We start from the raw sequence: 18,062 nt of genomic DNA on the forward strand, positions 1-18,062 counted from the left end.
AGGGGGGCGTTGCGCCAGGGGCGCAGCGCCCCCGATCTTTTCGCCCCCCGGGCCGCGCAGGCTATCACCGGGCCACGGCGCTGCTAGTCTGGGGCAAAGTCGACGCCCGCCGGAGAGACCGATGACCCACCTGCCCTGCCCGCCCGCCGCCCGCGCCCTCCTTCTTGCCGCCGCCCTGCTGGGCACCCAGGTGAGCGCGGGAGAGGCGCAGACCCCCACGATCCGCTACGAGAACCCGCGCTTCGGCTTCACGCTGGAGGTCGCGGACCTGCGGGGTGCCGGGGGCGGAGCCTGGGCCGGGCCCTTCATCGGGCAGGCCACCGACGGGGCGCGCTACCGGATGGAAGGCCACAAGGTGGAGCTGATCGCCTCTGGCGCCTACCTCTGGCAGGACAGTTTCGCCCAGGCCTTCGAGCTGGCCCAGCAATTCGAGAAGGACGATGGCGGGACGGTGACCTATGCGACCTCTGGCGCGGATTGGTTCGTGGTGAGCGGGCTGACCGCCGACGGGCAGATCTACTATCGCCGCAGCCTGCTGACGAAGGATTGCTTCGGTGATGCCCTGGTGGTGACGGCCGTGCTGACCTACGGCCAGGATGAACGCTGGATCGACGGATCGGTGGGTGCGATCACCCGGGGCATCGCCGGGTGCAAATCCTGACGCAACTCCGGCAGCCCACCGAAAACCCATTGGCATTCCCAGCATCCCCCCCGGGCGCGCATGCGCATCGAGACCCGAGGGCGCGCGTGACGGATCGGGGGACAGCGGGAGGGCGATAAGGCGCGCCTCAGATTCAAATTAGAATAATTATAAGTAACTGATCCAGATCAAACCGCCCCGCACCATACGGGAGCAGACTGTCCCTGCGCGAACTCCAGCCCCAAAACGGAGACGATTATGCGTACCCTGACAGCCCTGCTCGTGGCGAGTACGGCCCTGGCGCAGACGGCTGCGGCCGACGAGCTGCGCGATTATGCGACCGATTTGTTCAGCCCCCTGCCCTCCACCATTCCGGCGGTGGCGGACAACCCCGTGACCGACGAGAAGATCGAGCTTGGCAAGATGCTGTTCTTCGATCCGCGTGTGTCCCTTTCGGGCGTCTTCAGCTGCTATTCCTGCCACAACCTGACGACCGGCGGCGACGACAACCTGGAAACCTCTGTCGGCCATGGCTGGCAGAAGGGCCCGCGCAATGCCCCCACGGTCCTGAATGCCGTGCTGAACGAGGCACAGTTCTGGGACGGCCGGGCGGAGGACCTGAAGGCCCAGGCCAAGGGACCGGTGCAGGCCGGGGTGGAGATGGCCAATACCCCCGACAACGTGGTGGTGATGATGACCTCCATGCCGCAATACGTGTCCCTGTTCGAAACCGCCTTCCCCGGAGAGGACGCGCCCGCCACCTTCGACAACATGGCCAAGGCGATCGAGGCCTTCGAGGCGACGCTGCTGACGCCTGCGCCCTTCGACGCCTGGCTGAACGGCAATGATGCGGCGATGACCGAGGCGGCGAAGGAGGGGCTGGGCCTCTTCATGGATCTCGGCTGTGTTTCCTGCCACTCGGGCGTGAACGTGGGCGGGCATGGCTACTACCCCTTCGGCCTGATCGAGAAGCCCGGCGCCGATGTCCTGCCGGAAGGCGACAAGGGCCGTTTTGCCGTGACCGAAACGGTGGATGACGAATACGTCTTCCGGGCCGCCCCCCTGCGCAACGTGGCCCTGACGGCGCCCTATTTCCATTCCGGCAAGGTCTGGGATCTGAAGGTGGCCGTGCAGATCATGGCCGAAAGCCAGCTGGGCGAGGAACTGTCGGATGAGGACGCGGGCAAGATCGTGGCCTTCCTGGACAGCCTGACCGGCGAGATGCCGGAAGTCACCCTGCCCACCCTGCCGGCAGAGACGGCGGCCACGCCCCGGCCGCAGCAGGCCATCCTGCCCTGAGGTCGGGCGTAAGCTCGGAACCTGGCCCAGGGCGCCATACCGGCCCCGGCCATGGATGATCGCGGCGCGCCTCCTGCCCGGGGCGCGCCGCAGTCGTTCCCCGCCGCCGGGGGCGGGCCAGGTCGGCTGCGGGTCGCCACCGGCGGGCCTGACGGGAAAGTGAGCGGGACTTGCCGGGTTCGGGCGCTACCCTTCCGGACAGGCGTCCTGTGATGGTTCAGCGGCGCCGTTTCAGTTGTTGCCAGCCTCCGAGGAGAGAGATCATGCTGACACGCCGAACGATGATGACCACCGCACTGGCCGCCGGCACCGGCGCCAGCCTGCTGCGCCCCTTCGCCGCCATGGCGCAGAACCTGACGGGAGACAGCTACGACACCGCCACCGGCAAGCTGTCGATCCACCCGGTGTCCCATGCCAGCTTTGTCATGGATACGCCCGCGGGGCGGGTCTACGTGGATCCGGTCGGCGGGGCCGCCGCCTACGAGGCGCTGCCGCCGGCGGATGCCATCCTGATCACCCACCATCACGGAGATCACTTCGACCCCGAAACCCTGGCGGGCCTGGTGGACCGCGCGGGCGGATCGGTGCCGAAGATCACCAATCCCACCGTCGCCGAAAGCCTGCCGGAGGCGCTGGCGGCGCAGAATACCGTCATGTCGAACGGCGACAGCGCTACCCTGCTGGGCATGCCGGTCGAGGCGGTGCCCGCCTACAACATGACCGAGGACCGCCTGCAGTATCACCCGCAGGGGCGCGACAACGGCTATGTCCTGGACGTGGACGGGCTGCGCATCTACATCGCCGGCGATACCGAGGACACCCCGGAAATGCGGGCGCAGTCCGATATCGACATCGCCTTCGTGCCCTTCAACCTGCCCTACACGATGACCGAACAGCAGGCCGCCGACGGCGTCGCGGCCTTCGCGCCCCGGGTCGTCTACCCCTACCACTACAAGGGGTCCGACACCGATCTGTTCACCCGCCTGCTGGCCGAGAACGGCGCCGGGACCGAGGTGGTGATCGGCGGCTGGTACAGCTGACCGGGGCCGCCGGCGCGATCAGGCGCTGCGCAGGCGCAGGGGGATCCCCTCGAACCCAGTGGCAAGGAGATCCTCGTACTGGCGCGGCTTCAGGAAGCGGGGCTTGCGCCCCATGACCGGCAAATGTCGCAGGGCGCGCGGGGTCAGCGGGCGCGGACTGCGCCCCTCGTCCCCGGCCGCGTCGCGCAGCTGGCGCAGTTCTTCACAGAGCCTGCGCGCCTCGCCGACCCGCAGAAGCCGCGCGGCAGGCGTGCCGTAGGCAGAGGGCCCGTCCTCCGCCAGGCCGGGGATTGCCGCGTGCACCGCCCGGCGCATCAGCGGCTGCAGGCGCTTCATGCCCTCGACCCCGGGCCAGAAGCTTTCGACCGGGGTGCCTTCGGCCAGCACGACGTCATGGCGATCCAGCAGGACGGACACGTAGACCTCTGTCCGGCGGCCGCGCATGACGCGGACCCCGCGCAGGGGCAGCAGGCCCCGGGCGGGCGCCAGGACGCGATCCTCGCCGAAGCGGCGCCGCACCTCCGCCCCTTCCAGCAGTACCCGATGCTGCGGCGACAGGCGCAGGTCGCGCGCCGGCATGCCACCCCCGAAACAGCCCGCCCGGAACAGGATCGGCTTCTGCGCGTCCTCTGCCGGGCTGAAGGTCATGTGACCGTGACCGACCCAGAGCACCCGGCGCAGCGCCCCGGAGACCGAGGGCAGCCGATCCCCCGGTTGCAGGGTTTCCACCGCGCGGGGCCCGCGCAGCGTTTCCACCCGGCTGCCCGCCGCGATGCAGACGAAGGCGGAGGCATCGGTCCAGTCGAATTCGCCGTCGTTGTCGCCCAGCTTGCCATTCGCACGCTCGGCCGAGGGATTGATCCTGTAGGTCGAGGTCCCTTCGGAGAAGCCCGCGTAATCGATCAGGAAGTTGGACTGGGTGAAGAGCATGTGCTCATCCCCGCCGGCGAGGCCCTGTTCGGCATCGGGGTTCACCCCGCAGCGCGACATGACAACATTGCCGGCGGAATCGTAGATCGTCACGAACTGGCCGTTGCGGAATTCCGTCGTGCCGTCGCTCACCTGTTCGACGACCACGGTATAGACCTCGTCCGCGGTGCCGATGGCCTGCACGCCTTCGACCGTCACGACCCGGGAATTGCCGTTTCCGTTGCCATAGTAGGATGAATAGGTCGCGATCTGATCGCCCCTGAGGGTGAAGCTTACCACTGCCATCTGCCTGCCCTTCCCCGTCGCCCGGATTCTTTGGGGCAATGCGCCCGCGTCCGGTGTCAACTTTTCGTGCCAATTTACCGGGGGTTAAACAAGATGCCGGGAAAGTCCGAACGGTTTCGCAGGGAGAAAAAGAGCCGGATCGCGGGACTTTTGCGGTTCCTTTGCAGGGCTATCCGCCGGGGATTCGGGCGGAAACCCGCCGCGCAAGCGCATTGCCTTTCCCCGCGTTCAAATGAGCCGACTCTTGCCGTTTCTGCCAAAACCCGGGCAGAGACTCGTTGTCGATTAACCGATTTTTTGCCAATATTTGCTGGGCTGGCACCGTGCACCTCTGATGGGCGACCTCTGGTGCAACAGACGGGCCGGGCCCGAACCGACAGGACAGCGGACCGGACCACGGGGGATCAACCTCCGGACCGGCGGTAACGATAGGCAGTGACGACATGATCAAGACATACCGGGCGGCCCTGGCCGCGGCGGCATTCGCATCCCTCACCAGCTTTGCGGGCACCGCAAGCGCCGGACCGATCAGCGAGGCCTGCATGGCTTCCTCCCGCTCGGTCAGCTACCAGCTTTGCGGTTGCATCCAGAACGCGGCGAACCTGACGCTGAGCGGCCGCGACCAGCGGCAGGCGGCGAAGTTCATCCGCAAGCCGGACATGGCGCAGGACGTGAAGATGTCCAAATCCCGCAACGACGAGATCTTCTGGGAGAGATATTCCCAGTTCGGCACGCTGGCTCAGGAAACCTGCAGCGCCGGCTGAGCCCGCGCGCATCGCGGAGGGACAATACCCCGCGCCCGGGAGGGCACGGGGTTGTTTCCATGTCCGGAGGCAGACGTCGCAACTGACCACCGGGACCTGTCACTGGGGACCGTTACTGGGACCTTTCACTGGGCGTTCTGCGGCAGCCCGTCGGTGATCTCGTAGTAGTCGCCCTTGTCGGCGGTGAAGATATGCAGCGCCATGCGCGCGCCAGTGGGGCCGTCGAAGGCCCCCATGCTGATCCCGAACCATTCCCCGTGCGCCGGCACGAAGAAGAGCGAGCTGCCGCAGGTGCCGCAGAACCCGCGCCGCGCCTTCGGGGTCGCGGCATGCCAGCGAAGCGCTGCCTCCCCCTCGATCGTCACCGCCTCCGCTGCGACCTCGCAGCTGGCCTCGTAATGGCCGCTGGCCTTGCGGCAGCGGGAGCAGTGGCAGGCGGTCACATCGCCCAGCGGGCCCGCCACGGTGAAGCGGACGGCGCCGCAGAGGCAACTGCCCGCGTGGCATTCGGACGACCGCTCACTCATGGGGCTGCGCCGCCCGGGCAGCCAGAAGGCGGATGAGGGCCAGCGCCTCCGGCCCCGGCGCACCTTCGACCCGGCGATAGTCGGAGCCGTCGCGGTTGCGGGTCAGCAACTGGTCCTCGACCATGCCGCGACGGAGCTGGGCCACGTCCCCGAAGCTATGCAACCCGGCCAGCGCGGCATTCACCTGCTTTTCGGTCATCGAGGTCGCGGCGGGCAGCTGCGACCAGAGCGCCCGCAGGCAGAGAGTGCGGACCTGCCGCCGCCCGGGCCAGCGCAGCAGGCGGCCCGCAGGGTCGAAATGCTGCAACGCGCGTTCAACCAGCCGGTGATCGGTGGGCATGGCAGGCACCGGGGCCAGCCGCGCCTGGGCCGCATGGGCCGCGCGCATGTGCTGGTAATTCCGGTATCCGGCAGAGCGCGCCAGCATGTTCATCAGTGACAGGTGGGACGGGGTCCCCCCGGCCGCCGAAAGCTGGCGGGAAAGGGTCCGTGCAAAGGCGGAGATATCGGGGGTCGTGAGGGGAATCAGGGGTCTGGACATGTCAGCTCCGTCGGGCGTGCCGGGAATGTCGTGTGCCGCCGGGTCACGACAGGCACGCGGGGCGAAACTGTCGGATGTCTGGAACGGACCCTTGCGGGACCGGGCAGGTTTAGCCTCCCCTCTCGGGGCAGCGGGCCTCGGTGTCTGCCGACCGTACCCGAGGGTAGGCGAGGCGGCGCGCCGGGGCAAGGGCCGGGTGTCAGGTGATATCGGCCAGCAGGCCATCCGCGCAGTCCTCGATCAGGCGCAGGGCGCCGTCGAAATCGCGGGTGTAGTAAGGGTCCGGCACTTCCGTCGCGCCGGCGAAGGCGCTGGCATCGGGCAGGTAGTCGGTGAAAAGCCGCACGGGCGTGGCGTTGCCCGCCGGGCGCTGATCCTCGATGTCCGAGAGGTTCTGGCCGTCCATGGCGAGAATCAGGTCGAAATCGTCGAAGTCGGCGCGCCGGAACTGGCGGGCGCGCAGGTCCGACATGTCGTAGCCCCGGGCGCGGGCAGCCTGCTGCATCGGGCCGTAGGGCGGCTCTCCCGCATGCCAGCCGCCGGTGCCCGCGCTGTCGAGAGAGAGGCCCGGCGCCCGGGCGCGGGTCACGGCCTCTGCCGAGGGCGAGCGGCAGATATTGCCCAGGCAGACGAAAAGGATCCTGGTGGTCATGGGGGCTCTCCCGGGTCTAAGGTCGGTCACGGTCCGGTCAGAGGCTAGGGCCGGGAACAGCCAGGGAAAAGGGCAGATGGAGAAAATCGTCATCCTGACCGGCGCCGGGATCTCCGCCGAGAGCGGGCTGGGCACCTTCCGCGACGCGGGCGGGCTGTGGGAGCAGCACCGAATCGAGGATGTGGCCACGCCGGAGGGGTTCGCCCGCGATCCGGACCTGGTGCACCGGTTCTACAACGCCCGCAGGCAGGCCGCGGCCCAGGCCCGGCCCAATGCCGCGCACGAGGCGCTGGCACGGCTGCAGCGCGACTATGCGGGCGAGGTGGTGCTGGTGACCCAGAACGTCGACGCCCTGCACGAGGCCGGTGGCGCGGCGCGGGTGATCCACATGCATGGGGAGCTGGCCTCGGCCCTCTGCGCGGCCTGCGGCCACCGCTGGCCCGCCCCCGACACGATGCACCCCGGAGAGCCCTGCCCTGCCTGCGCCGCCCCTGCGGGCCGCCCCGACATCGTCTGGTTCGGCGAGATGCCCTACCGGATGGAGGAGATCATGGAACACCTGGAAAGCTGCACGCTTTTCGCCGCCATCGGCACCTCCGGGCAGGTCTACCCGGCGGCGGGATTCGTCCAGATGGCCGATGACGCGGGCGCCCATACGGTGGAGCTGAACCTGGAAGCCTCTTCGGTCCGCAGCGATTTCGCCGAGGCGCGGGTGGGGCCGGCGACAGAGGTCGTGCCGCTCTGGGTGGCGGAACTCCTGTCGGGGCGCTGACGGGCGAGGCCGCAGGCAAGGCTTTGTTTTCATGCAGGAACGGGCGCAGCGGGGGTTCCCCGGCGACGCGCCCCTATCGGGCCCTGCCCCGGCAGGTGCGGCTGCACCCGGCGGGCGGGGCGAGGGGCCTTGCCCGCGGCCCCAGCCTCTGCGTCAAAGCAAAACGGCCCCGCCGGAGAGGCGAGGCCGTTCGATTCGTCGAAAGGATCGGGCGATCAGGCTTCTGCCTGGGCCTTTGCGATCTCTTTCTTGATCTTCAGAGCGGCGTCCGACAGATCCGTGTCCTTGGCCTTGGCCAGGAACTTGTCCAGACCACCGCGGTGGTCGACGGAGCGCAGGGCGGAAGCGGAGATGCGCAGTTTCACGGCACGGCCCAGGGTTTCCGAACGCAGGGAAACGTCGTTCAGGTTGGGCAGGAAACGGCGGCGGGTCTTGTTGTTGGCATGGCTGACGTTGTTGCCAGTCATCGGGCCTTTACCGGTCAGTTCGCAGCGGCGCGACATGGGTCTATCCTCGTCTGGTCTGAAGGGCAGTTCGCGCCCCGTTCAATACAAACGGGCACCGCACTGGGCGGCGCCCTGAATCTCGTTGCGCGTCTTTACGCGTGAGCGGAAGGGAGGTCAAGTGTTTCGGGACAATGACAGGACGGCAAGGGCGCGGCCGCCCGTCGCTGCCCGATCCGGGCTCGTTCCGGGCTCACTGACGACGCTTGACGCGCAGGGTCGGGCCCGCTTTGCGCGGATCCATTACCCCTGCCTGCGCTTGACGCGCAGGGTCGGATCCGCTTCGCGCGGATCCTCGGGCCACGGATGCTTGGGATAGCGCCCCCGCATGTCCTTGCGCACATCGGGGTAGGAATTGGTCCAGAATCCCGGGATGTCGCGCGTCACCTGCACCGGGCGGCCCGCAGGTGACAGCAGGGTCACCACCAGCGGGCGGCCGGCGACGGAGGGGTGAACGGTCTGGCCGAACATCTCCTGCAGGCGCAGCTGGATGCCCGGGTCCTCCCCCGAGTAGTCGATGGCGATCTCGCGTCCCAGCGGCGTGGTGAAACGCGCGGGCACCGCCCGGTCCAGCCGCTGCTGCTGATCCCAGTCCAGCCGGGCGCGCAGCGCGGGCAGCAGGTCGAATCGCTTCCAGTCCTCGGCCGACCGCACGCCCCCCAGATGCGGCAGAAGCCAGTCCGAGAGGTCCGCCATCAGCGCGGCGTCGGAATAATCGGGGAAGGTCGCATCCCCGGCCTGCATCAGCCGGGCGCGGGCAAGGAAGAGCCGCGCGGGTTCGGAGGGCAACAGCCCCAGCTCCCGCACCCCGTCCAGCATGGCGCGGGCGACATCGGCCGGATCGGCTTCCTTCCAGGCGCGATCCGACAGGGCCACGGCGCCCAGGCGTTCCTGCACCCGGGCCTGCACGCGGCGATCACGTTTCGACCAGTCGCAAAGCTGCTGTTCGGTGATCTCTGCGGCAAAGAGCGCCCGCACCTCGCCCTCGGTGATCTGCACCGCCTGGCGGATGCGCGCCTCCCTCGGGTCGCCGTCCAGATCCGTCGCAACGATCAGCCGGGCGCCTGCCAGCGGATCCTCCTGCGGCAGCACGGCGCCCTTGCCGCCCGACAGCAGGTAGCGCGGCGCCTCGCCCGGGCGGCGCAGACCGATGCGGTCGGGGTAGGCCAGCGCGGCCATCTCCGCCAGTTCCAGCCCGCGTTCAGGCCCGGCGTCGCGGGCCAGCCGCTTCGCCTCGGTCCGGATGCGGGCCAGCGCGCCCGGATCTGCGCGGCTGTCGCGATCCCCCTTCAGCGCCCTGATCCGCAGGTGCAGATCCACCGGCGCGCCGCGCGACATCGGATCACGGTCGGCCAGCAGGGCGGCGAGCGGCGCGGCCGACGGCCCGGCCATGGCCAGCATATGCGCCAGCCGCGGGTGCAGCGGCAGCCCCGCCAGCTTGCGCCCATGTTCGGTGATGCCCAGGTCATCCACCGCGCCCAGCATCTGCAACAGCGCCGAAGCCTCGGCCCAGGCGCCTTCGGGGGGCGGTGTCAGGAAGGCCAGCTGCCCCGGCCCGGCGCCCCAGAGCGCCAGTTCCAGCACGAGGCCCGACAGGTCCGCCGCCTCGATCTCCGCCGGGGGGAAGGCGGGCAGCGCCCCCTCCTCGCCCTTCGTCCAGGCGCGGTAGCAGCGGCCCGGCGCGACACGGCCCGCCCGGCCCGCCCGCTGATCGGCCTCCGCGCGGGAGACCTTTTCGGTCACCAGCCGTGACATGCCCGATCCGGGATCGAAGCGCGCCCGGCGCGCCTGGCCCGCGTCGACCACCGCCCGCACGTCGGGAATGGTCAGCGAGGTTTCCGCGATCGAGGTCGCAAGCACCACGTTGCGCCCCTGCGCCGCAGGCTCCAGCGCGGCGCGCTGATCGGCGAATTTCATCGCGCCGTAGAGCGGGCGGATATGGCAGCCCTTCGGCAACCTCCCCTCCAGCGCCTGGCTCACCCGGGCGATCTCCCCCGCGCCGGGCAGGAAGACCAGCACGCCCGCCTCCGTCTCGGCCACGGCACGTTCGACCAGCGCCGCGACATCGGCCCAGGCGTCCCGCCCCTTGCGCAGGGGCCTGTCGGCATGGACCAGATCGACGGGGAAGGCGCGGCCTTCGGAGGTGACCATGGGCACATCGCCCATCAGCGCCGCCACCGGCGCCGCATCCAGCGTGGCGGACATGGCGACAAGGATCAGATCCTCGCGCAGCGCCCCCGCGATTTCGAGGCAGAGCGCGAGGCCCAGATCGGCGTTGAGCGAACGCTCGTGGAATTCGTCGAAGATCACCGCGCCCACGCCCGTCAGTTCCGGATCGGACTGGATCATGCGGGTCAGAATGCCTTCGGTCACCACCTCGATCCGGGTGGCCTTCGACACCTTCGCCTCGCCCCGCACGCGGTAGCCCACCGTTTCCCCGGCACGTTCACCCAGGGTGGAGGCCATGCGTTCAGCGGCAGCCCGGGCGGCCAGGCGGCGGGGTTCCAGCATCAGGATGCGGCCCTGCGTCAGCCCCGTTTCCAGCATGGCCAGCGGCACGCGGGTGGTCTTGCCCGCCCCCGGCGGCGCCTGCAGCACGGCGCGGCCCGTGGCCTTGAGGGCCACCAGAAGCTCCGGCAGGGCGTCGTCGATGGGCAGGGGAAAGGCGGTGCGGCTCATGGCCGCCCTTATGCGCCGGGAGCAGGGACGAGGTCCACTCCCCCTTGGCACCACCCGGCGGGGGCGGCTACACCCTTGGGCAAGCAGCAGGAGTGCCTGATGGATATCGAGACGATGGCCGAAAAGATCCTGTCCGGCGACCGCCGGGCGCTGAGCCGGGCGATCACGCTGGTCGAAAGCTCCCGCGCGGATCACCGGGCGGAGGCGGCGCGGCTGCTGCAGATGCTGGCGGGATCGGGGCGGCAGGCCCTGCGGATCGGGCTGTCGGGGACACCGGGGGTGGGCAAGTCGACCTTCATCGAAAGCTTCGGCATGATGCTGATCGCGCAGGGGCTGCGCGTGGCGGTGCTGGCGGTCGATCCGTCCTCGGCGCGCACCGGCGGGTCGATCCTGGGCGACAAGACGCGGATGATGATGCTGTCGCGCGAACCTCATGCCTTCATCCGCCCCTCCCCCAGCCAGACGCACCTGGGCGGCATCGCCCGCCGCTCCCGCGAAGCGGTGGCGCTGTGCGAGGCGGCGGGCTTCGACGTGGTGCTGGTGGAAACGGTGGGCGTGGGCCAGTCCGAAACCGTGGTGGCGGAGATTTCGGACATCTTCCTGCTGCTGTTGGCCCCTGCCGGCGGGGACGAACTGCAGGGCGTCAAGCGCGGCATCATGGAGATGGCCGACATGATCCTGGTGAACAAGGCCGATGGCGACCTGAAGCCGGTGGCGACGCGCACCTGCGCCGACTACGCAGGCGCGCTGCGGCTGCTCCGGAAACGGCCGCAGGATCCGGAAGGATTTCCGAAGGCGATGACCGTTTCGGCGTTGGAAAGGCACGGGCTGGAAAAGGCCTGGGAAGAGATGACGGCGCTCGCCGACTGGCGCCGCGCCGAAGGGCATTTCGACCAGGCCCGGGCGGCGCAGGCCCGGTTCTGGTTCCGCGAGGACGTGAAACAGGCCCTGCTGGCAGAGCTGGACCGCGGCGCGGCACGGGGCCGGATGGCGGCCCTGACCGAAGAAGTCGCCACCGGAGTGAAGACGCCGACGCTGGCCGCCGAGGAAATGCTGGCCGCGCTGCGCGGGATCTGAGGGAGGGGGCGCCGCCCCCTCTTGAGCCGTGCCGGCTCAATTCACCCCGGAGTATTTTTGGCCCAGTGAGAGAGCGGGACGGGGCCCGGAAAGGCGGCGTCCTTCTCCCTCCCTCGCGTGCCACGCGCAAAGACGGAACGCAGTCGCCTCCTGGGCATGGCCAGCTCTTTCACTGGGCGGAAATACTCCCGCCGGAGGCAGTGCAACCGCACCACAAACGCACCGGCCCGCATGGGGCCGCGCGTTTTCCTCTGGGCAAGCGGGCCGACTCGTCCTATGTCAGCGGTCATGATCGTACGCACCGCAGATATCCGCCGACGCCGACGCGCCTGAGGATCCGCCTCCCCCAAGGGAGAGCGGTGGTTGCCGATCTTGCGCCCAAAATGTCGCGGCGCGCCTTTCACAGCCTCGAAAACTTGACTTGGCCCGAGCCCGCATGCTCATTCAGGGCCTCCGTATTGCGAAGGACATCAGATGATCCCTCCCGTTCTGCCGACCTACAACCGCGCGCCGCTTCACTTCGTGAAGGGCGAAGGCTCCTGGCTGATCGAGGAGGACGGGCGCCGATTCCTCGACCTGGGCGCGGGCATCGCCGTGAACGCGCTCGGCCATGGCGATCCGGACCTGGTCGCCGCGCTGACCGAGCAGGGGCAGAAGCTCTGGCACCTGTCCAACCTTTACGAGATCCCGCAGCAGGAAGAGCTGGCGCGGCGGCTGGTCGATGCGACCTTCGCCGACACCGCCTTCTTCACCAACTCCGGCACGGAAGCGATGGAACTGGCCGTGAAGATGGCCCGCAAGTACTGGTACGAGAAGGGCAAGCCCGAGAAGGTGGAGATCATCGCCTTCGACGGCGCCTTCCATGGCCGGTCCTCTGCCGCCATCGCCGCCGTCAACACCGAGAAGATGGTGAAGGGCTTTGGCCCGCTGCTGCCCGGCTTCAAACAAGCCAAGTGGGGCGACTGGGATGCGCTGGACGCGATGATCGGGGACGAGACCGCCGCCGTGATCCTGGAGCCCGTGCAGGGCGAAGGCGGCATCCGCCCGATCCCCGATGCCGATCTGAAGGCGCTGCGCAAGATGTGCGACGACAAGGGCTGCCTGCTGATCCTGGACGAGGTGCAGTGCGGCGTGGGCCGGACCGGGCACCTGTTTGCCCATGAATTCGCCGGCATCACCCCCGATATCATGATGGTCGCCAAGGGCATCGGCGGCGGCTTCCCCCTGGGCGCCGTGCTGGCCACCGAGGAAGCGGCCTCCGGCATGGTCGCGGGCACCCATGGCTCCACCTACGGCGGCAACCCGCTGGGCTGTGCCGTGGGCAATGCCGTGATCAGGAAGATCGCCGACGAGGCCTTCCTGGAAGAGGTGCGCCGCAAGGGCGGGCTGTTCCGGCAGAAGCTGGAAGGCCTCGTGGCCGAGAACCCCGATGTCTTCGAAGGCGTGCGTGGCCTGGGCCTGATGCTGGGCCTGAAGTGCAAGATCCCGGCGGGCGACGTGGTCAAGGCCGGCTACGACGTCGAGGTGCTGGCCGTGCCTGCCGCCGACAACGTGGTGCGCGTCCTGCCCGCACTGACCATCACCGACGAGGAAATCGGCGAGGCCGTGACCCGGCTGGACCTGGCCGCCAAGGCCGCTCTTGAACAGACGAAAGCGGGCTGAGCCCGGTACGAGCATGAAAAGGGCGGGTCCTGCCGGGACCCGCGAGACAACGATGAACCACTTCCTGGATATCCACACCACCGATCCCGAAGACGTCCGGCACATGCTGGAAGAAGCCCGCGCCATGAAGGTGGCCCGCGACGGCCGCCCCAAGGGCATGCCGGACGACTACCAGCCGCTGGCCGGTCGCATGGTCGCGCTGATCTTCGAGAAGCCTTCCACCCGGACCCGCGTCAGCTTCGACGTGGGCGTGCGCCAGATGGGCGGCCAGACGATGGTGCTGTCGGGCGGCGAGATGCAGCTGGGCCATGGCGAGAGCATCGCCGACACCGCCCGGGTGCTGTCGCGCTACGTCGACATGATCATGATCCGGACCAACGAGGAAACGATCCTGCACGAGCTGGCCGAATATGCCTCCGTGCCGGTGATCAACGGGCTGACCAACGAAAGCCACCCCTGCCAGATCATGGCCGACGTGCTGACCTACGAAGAGCACCGCGGGCCGATCAAGGGCAAGAAGGTGGTCTGGGTCGGGGACGGCAACAATGTCTGCGCCTCGATGCTGCATGCGGCGGGGCAGCTGGGCTTCGACGTCACCTTCTCGGGTCCGATGCAGCTGGATCCCGATCCCAAGGCCGTGGGCTTTGCCCGCGACAAGGGCTCCGACGTGGTGATCGAACGCGACGTGATGCGCGCCGTGGAAGGCGCCGACATCGTTGTCGCCGATACCTGGGTGTCGATGCATGACGCCCAGAGCACCCGCGAGCGGCGCCACAACATGCTGCGCCCCTACCAGGTCAACGATGCGCTGATGACGGCGGCAGGCGAACAGGCGCTGTTCATGCACTGCCTGCCCGCGCACCGGGGCGAAGAGGTGACCTCTTCGGTCATGGACGGGCCCCAGTCGGTGATCTTTGACGAGGCGGAGAACCGCCTGCACGCCCAGAAGGCCGTCATGCGCTGGTGCCTGGGCCTGTAATCCGGGCGCTTTCCCCTGCGGGCAAGGGGGCCGGTGGTGGCAGGGTCAGCGATGATACCTTGTAACTCCGCGCTCCATGCTTAGTATGGGGGTCTGAATTTCGGGACGGGGCCGCTGCACTGGCAGACGGCCCCGTGGCCCGTGACCTCAGGTGAAGGCCACCTGCGGCGAAAGGGAAGATGGAGAGGCGGAATGTCCTGGACCGACGAACGCGTCGAACTGCTGAAGAAGATGTGGGGCGAAGGCCAGTCTGCGAGCCAGATTGCCAAGGAACTGGGCGGCGTCACCCGTAACGCCGTGATCGGCAAGGTGCACCGGCTGGGCCTGTCCAACCGCTCCGGCGGGGCGGCGCAGCAGCCGGCGGCGGCCCCGGCCAAGGCCGAGGCGAAACCGGCCAAGCCCGCGCCTAAGCGCGAGGCCGCCCCGGCGGCGGATCCCAAGCCCGAACCGCAACCGGCCGCGGCAGCCCCCGCGCCGACCCCGGCGCGCAAGGCGATCATTCCCGCCGGCCAGCCGCTGCCGCCGCAGCCCTCGGCCAACGAGATCTCTCCCGAGGCGCTGGCCAAGGTCAGCGAGATCGAGAAGAAGGCCAAGAAGCTGACGCTGATGGAACTGACCGAGCGGACCTGCAAATGGCCCGTGGGCGACCCGGCGACCGACGATTTCTGGTTCTGCGGCCTGCCGACCCAGGCCGGCAAGCCCTACTGCGAGGCCCATGTCGGCGTGGCGTTCCAGCCGATGTCGTCGCGCCGCGATCGCAAGCGCTGACAGCACCGGATCGCGAGATTGCAAAAGGGGGCCGAACGGCCCCCTTTTTCGTGCCCACGGCTAAGGGCGAAACCGACGGCGCGGCCGCCTTCCGGCCAGTTCCGCGGCCTATTCCACGGTATGCCCGCGCCCGCCCTCGCTTTCCGGTACCGCGTCTTCGGGCACGCCGGAGCCCACCGGATTGCGCACGCGCCAATCCTGCCGGGGGCGCGGGGCTGCGCCTTCCACCATCTCTCCGCGCAGCCGTGGCAGGGCCGAGGGGTGTTCCCGTTGCAGCCATTCCACCATGGCCTCCCGCAGCTCGCAGCGCAGGTCCCAGGCCTGCGGAGAATTGCGCGCGCTGACCAGGCCGCGAATGTGGATCACCTTCTCGTCCGTCTCGATCACCTGCAGGACGTTAACGTTGCCATCCCACAGCTTCGACCGCCCCAGGATCTTCGTCATCTGGTCCCGCATCTCGTGGACCGGGGCGGTCCAGTCCAGGTACCAGGTGACCTGCCCGATGATCGAGGTCGTGTCGCGCGTCCAGTTCTGGAAGGGTTTCTCGATGAAGTAGCTCAGCGGCACCACCAGGCGGCGCAGGTCCCAGATGCGCACGACGACATAGGTCGCCGCGATCTCCTCCACCCAGCCCCATTCGCCTTCGACGATGACGACATCCTCCAGCTTGATCGGCTGGGTCAGGGCGATCTGGATACCGGCGATCAGGTTGGCCAGCAGGGGCCGCGCGGCAAGACCCAGGACCAGGCCCGCCGCCCCGGCAGAGGCCAGCATCGAAACACCGAAATTGCGCACCGCCTCGAAGGTGGCCAGTACCGCGCCGGTGGTCAGCAGGATGACGACCAGCCGCGACAGCCGCTGCAGCACGCGCACCTGCGTCACCTGCTTGCGCCCCGCCGCATCAGCATCGCTGACCGCCTGCAGCTTGCGGGTGAAACGCTCCGCCCAGACATCCATGGCGATGATGATCATCCAACCCAGCAGGATCACCAGCATCACCAGCGCCGCATGCTGCAGCCCGTCGCGCCAGACGGAGGGCAGCGTCGCGGCTTCCAGCAGGACGGAGGCCGCCCCCACCAGCACGATCAGCCGCGTCGGCTTGCGCAGGCGCCGCACGATCCGCACCGCCAGCCCCGAATGCCCGCGCGAAACCCGTTCGACCGCGCGCCACAGCATCGTGTGCAGCCCCAGGGCAACCAGGGTCCCCAGGATCACGATGAACCAGGGCCAGATCGACGGCGGGACTTCCTGCTGCACTTCGGTCAGGACATTTTCCAGATCCATGGGCCCTCCTGCCCGGCTGTTTCGATCTCTTGCGATGGCCCAACAGCTAGTGCTGCGCTGCGGCATGACCAGAAATGCCCGCCAGCCCGCCGGACTTGTGCCGAAATGCCCTTTGCTCTATGGGCTGACGCTTGGCCCCGTTGCCCTTCTGCCCGCCACAGGTGTCTTCATGTCCCAGAGCCCGCTCAACCCGCCGAACCTGCGCCCCGACCTGGCCCCCGCGCCCGACTTCGGCGCCACGCGCCGCCGCGATGATCAGCCCTCTCTCGGCATGGTCTCCCTCGGCTGCCCCAAGGCGCTGGTGGACAGTGAACGGATCCTGACCCGGTTGCGCGCCGAAGGCTATGCGATCAGCCCCGATTACACCGGCGCCGATGCGGTGATCGTGAACACCTGCGGCTTCCTGGACAGCGCCAAGGCGGAAAGCCTGGAGGCGATCGGAGAGGCGCTGAAGGAAAACGGCCGCGTGATCGTCACCGGCTGCCTGGGCGCGGAGCCCGAGTATATCACCGGCGTGCACCCCAAGGTCCTGGCCGTCACCGGCCCGCACCAGTACGAACAGGTCCTGGATGCCGTGCATGCCGCGGTGCCGCCCGCGCCCGATCCCTTCGTGGACCTGCTGCCGGCGACGGGGGTCTCCCTCACGCCGCGCCACTACAGCTACCTGAAGATTTCCGAGGGCTGTAACCACAAGTGCAAGTTCTGCATCATCCCCGACATGCGCGGCCGGCTGGCCTCTCGCCCCGCGCATGCCGTGCTGCGCGAAGCGGAGAAGCTGGTCGAGGCCGGGGTGAAGGAACTGCTGGTCATCAGCCAGGACACCTCTGCCTACGGAGTGGACCGCAAGCATGACAGCCACCCCTGGAAGGACGGCGAGGTTCGCTCCCACATCACCGACCTGGCGCGGGAAATGGGCAAGCTCGGCGCCTGGGTACGCCTGCACTACGTCTACCCCTACCCGCATGTGCGCGACCTGATCCCGCTGATGGCCGATCCCGAAAGCGGCCTCCTGCCCTACCTGGACATCCCCTTCCAGCATGCCCACCCGGACGTGTTGAAGCGCATGGCCCGGCCTGCCGCCAGTGCCAGGACCCTGGACGAGATCGCGGCCTGGCGCGCGGCCTGCCCCGACATCACCCTGCGGTCGACCTTCATCGTCGGCTACCCCGGCGAGACGGAGGAGGAATTCCAGTACCTGCTCGACTGGATGGACGAAGCGCAGCTCGATCGCGTCGGCTGCTTCCAGTACGAAAACGTCGAGGGCGCCCGGTCGAACGACCTGCCCGACCACGTGCCCGATGCGGTCAAGCAGGACCGCTGGGAACGCTTCATGGCAAAGGCCCAGGCCATTTCTGAGGCCAAGCTGGAAGCCAAGGTCGGCAAGACGCTTCAGGTCATCGTCGACGAGGTCGATGCCGACGGCGCCACCTGTCGCAGCTGGGCCGATGCGCCCGAGATCGACGGCAACCTCTTCATCGACGAGGACTTCGAGGATCTGAAGCCCGGCGACCTGGTGATGGTGGAGGTCGACGAGGCCTCCGAATACGACCTCTGGGGCAAGCGCCTGCGGGGCTGACGGGCCAGTCACACGAGCCAGTCACACGGGCCAGGGGCCCTGCGTCCCATCCGTCTCCCCCGACTAGCCTGTTTCGCCGGCAAG

At 68.7% G+C, this 18,062-nt stretch carries 17 protein-coding genes; 10 read left to right on the forward strand and 7 right to left on the reverse strand.

All coding sequences use genetic code 11. From position 1 onward, the window contains the following. Positions 1 to 121: 121 nt before the first annotated feature. From AC2IR1_RS19265 to AC2IR1_RS19275, 3 genes are all read left to right on the forward strand, one after another. Complete coding sequence (locus AC2IR1_RS19265) at positions 122 to 661, forward strand: hypothetical protein (protein WP_486473596.1); 540 nt, start codon at positions 122 to 124, stop codon at positions 659 to 661. Between the two features lie 237 nt (positions 662 to 898). Further along, positions 899 to 1,939 (forward strand): cytochrome-c peroxidase, encoded by a 1,041-nt coding sequence (locus AC2IR1_RS19270; RefSeq protein ID WP_486473597.1) that lies wholly within the window; start codon positions 899 to 901, stop codon positions 1,937 to 1,939. 263 nt (positions 1,940 to 2,202) lie between these two features. Next, positions 2,203 to 2,979, forward strand: coding sequence for an MBL fold metallo-hydrolase (locus tag AC2IR1_RS19275; protein ID WP_486473598.1), 777 nt, complete (start codon positions 2,203 to 2,205; stop codon positions 2,977 to 2,979). Between the two features lie 18 nt (positions 2,980 to 2,997). Here the strand turns inward: AC2IR1_RS19275 and AC2IR1_RS19280 are convergent, their stop codons facing one another. Next, complete coding sequence (locus AC2IR1_RS19280) at positions 2,998 to 4,194, reverse strand: Hint domain-containing protein (protein ID WP_486473599.1); 1,197 nt, start codon at positions 4,192 to 4,194, stop codon at positions 2,998 to 3,000. Between the two features lie 443 nt (positions 4,195 to 4,637). Between AC2IR1_RS19280 and AC2IR1_RS19285 the strand changes: the two genes are divergently transcribed. Further along, a complete protein-coding gene (locus AC2IR1_RS19285) occupies positions 4,638 to 4,958 on the forward strand; it encodes a hypothetical protein (RefSeq protein ID WP_486473600.1) in 321 nt (106 codons plus the stop codon). A 125-nt stretch (positions 4,959 to 5,083) separates the two neighbouring features. Here the strand turns inward: AC2IR1_RS19285 and AC2IR1_RS19290 are convergent, their stop codons facing one another. The 3 genes from AC2IR1_RS19290 to AC2IR1_RS19300 form a co-directional block, all read right to left on the reverse strand. Then, the gene (locus tag AC2IR1_RS19290) at positions 5,084 to 5,485 is read right to left on the reverse strand and encodes a GFA family protein (RefSeq protein WP_486473601.1); all 402 of its coding nucleotides are present in this window, start codon (positions 5,483 to 5,485) and stop codon (positions 5,084 to 5,086) included. Next, complete coding sequence (locus AC2IR1_RS19295) at positions 5,478 to 6,026, reverse strand: DUF2087 domain-containing protein (protein ID WP_486473602.1); 549 nt, start codon at positions 6,024 to 6,026, stop codon at positions 5,478 to 5,480. The genes AC2IR1_RS19290 and AC2IR1_RS19295 overlap by 8 nt, the downstream gene beginning before the upstream one ends. A 199-nt stretch (positions 6,027 to 6,225) precedes the next feature. Further along, positions 6,226 to 6,678 (reverse strand): low molecular weight protein-tyrosine-phosphatase, encoded by a 453-nt coding sequence (locus AC2IR1_RS19300; protein ID WP_486473603.1) that lies wholly within the window; start codon positions 6,676 to 6,678, stop codon positions 6,226 to 6,228. 76 nt (positions 6,679 to 6,754) lie between these two features. On the opposite strand from AC2IR1_RS19300, the gene AC2IR1_RS19305 reads away from it, so the two are divergent. Next, the gene (locus AC2IR1_RS19305; RefSeq protein ID WP_486473604.1) at positions 6,755 to 7,450 is read left to right on the forward strand and encodes an NAD-dependent deacylase; all 696 of its coding nucleotides are present in this window, start codon (positions 6,755 to 6,757) and stop codon (positions 7,448 to 7,450) included. A 215-nt stretch (positions 7,451 to 7,665) separates the two neighbouring features. Here AC2IR1_RS19305 and rpmB read toward each other — a convergent pair whose 3' ends face one another. After that, complete coding sequence (gene rpmB, locus AC2IR1_RS19310) at positions 7,666 to 7,953, reverse strand: 50S ribosomal protein L28 (RefSeq protein ID WP_486473605.1); 288 nt, start codon at positions 7,951 to 7,953, stop codon at positions 7,666 to 7,668. A gap of 243 nt (positions 7,954 to 8,196) precedes the next feature. Further along, positions 8,197 to 10,632, reverse strand: a complete 2,436-nt coding sequence (gene hrpB, locus AC2IR1_RS19315) for an ATP-dependent helicase HrpB (RefSeq protein WP_486473606.1) — start codon at positions 10,630 to 10,632, stop codon at positions 8,197 to 8,199. Between the two features lie 99 nt (positions 10,633 to 10,731). Between hrpB and meaB the strand changes: the two genes are divergently transcribed. The 4 genes from meaB (at position 10,732) to AC2IR1_RS19335 (ending at position 15,118) form a co-directional block, all read left to right on the forward strand. Continuing rightward, positions 10,732 to 11,709: a methylmalonyl Co-A mutase-associated GTPase MeaB gene (gene meaB / locus AC2IR1_RS19320; RefSeq protein WP_486473607.1), complete on the forward strand. Its 978-nt coding sequence runs from the start codon at positions 10,732 to 10,734 to the stop codon at positions 11,707 to 11,709. 474 nt (positions 11,710 to 12,183) lie between these two features. Continuing rightward, positions 12,184 to 13,371: an acetylornithine transaminase gene (locus tag AC2IR1_RS19325; RefSeq protein ID WP_486473608.1), complete on the forward strand. Its 1,188-nt coding sequence runs from the start codon at positions 12,184 to 12,186 to the stop codon at positions 13,369 to 13,371. Between the two features lie 52 nt (positions 13,372 to 13,423). Continuing rightward, positions 13,424 to 14,350 carry an ornithine carbamoyltransferase gene (gene argF, locus AC2IR1_RS19330; protein ID WP_486473609.1) on the forward strand — a complete coding sequence of 309 codons (927 nt, stop codon included), beginning with the start codon at positions 13,424 to 13,426 and terminating at the stop codon, positions 14,348 to 14,350. A 192-nt stretch (positions 14,351 to 14,542) separates the two neighbouring features. Next, a complete protein-coding gene (locus tag AC2IR1_RS19335) occupies positions 14,543 to 15,118 on the forward strand; it encodes a GcrA family cell cycle regulator (protein WP_486473610.1) in 576 nt (191 codons plus the stop codon). A 108-nt stretch (positions 15,119 to 15,226) separates the two neighbouring features. On the opposite strand, the gene AC2IR1_RS19340 is transcribed toward AC2IR1_RS19335, so the two are convergent. Further along, positions 15,227 to 16,402, reverse strand: a complete 1,176-nt coding sequence (locus tag AC2IR1_RS19340) for a mechanosensitive ion channel family protein (RefSeq protein WP_486473611.1) — start codon at positions 16,400 to 16,402, stop codon at positions 15,227 to 15,229. 169 nt (positions 16,403 to 16,571) lie between these two features. Between AC2IR1_RS19340 and rimO the strand changes: the two genes are divergently transcribed. Then, entirely contained in the window at positions 16,572 to 17,978 is a 1,407-nt protein-coding gene (gene rimO, locus AC2IR1_RS19345) for a 30S ribosomal protein S12 methylthiotransferase RimO (protein ID WP_486476437.1), read from the forward strand. The last annotated feature ends 84 nt before the right edge of the window (positions 17,979 to 18,062 follow it).

This window comes from Pseudooceanicola sp. NS-SX8 (genome assembly GCF_057380755.1).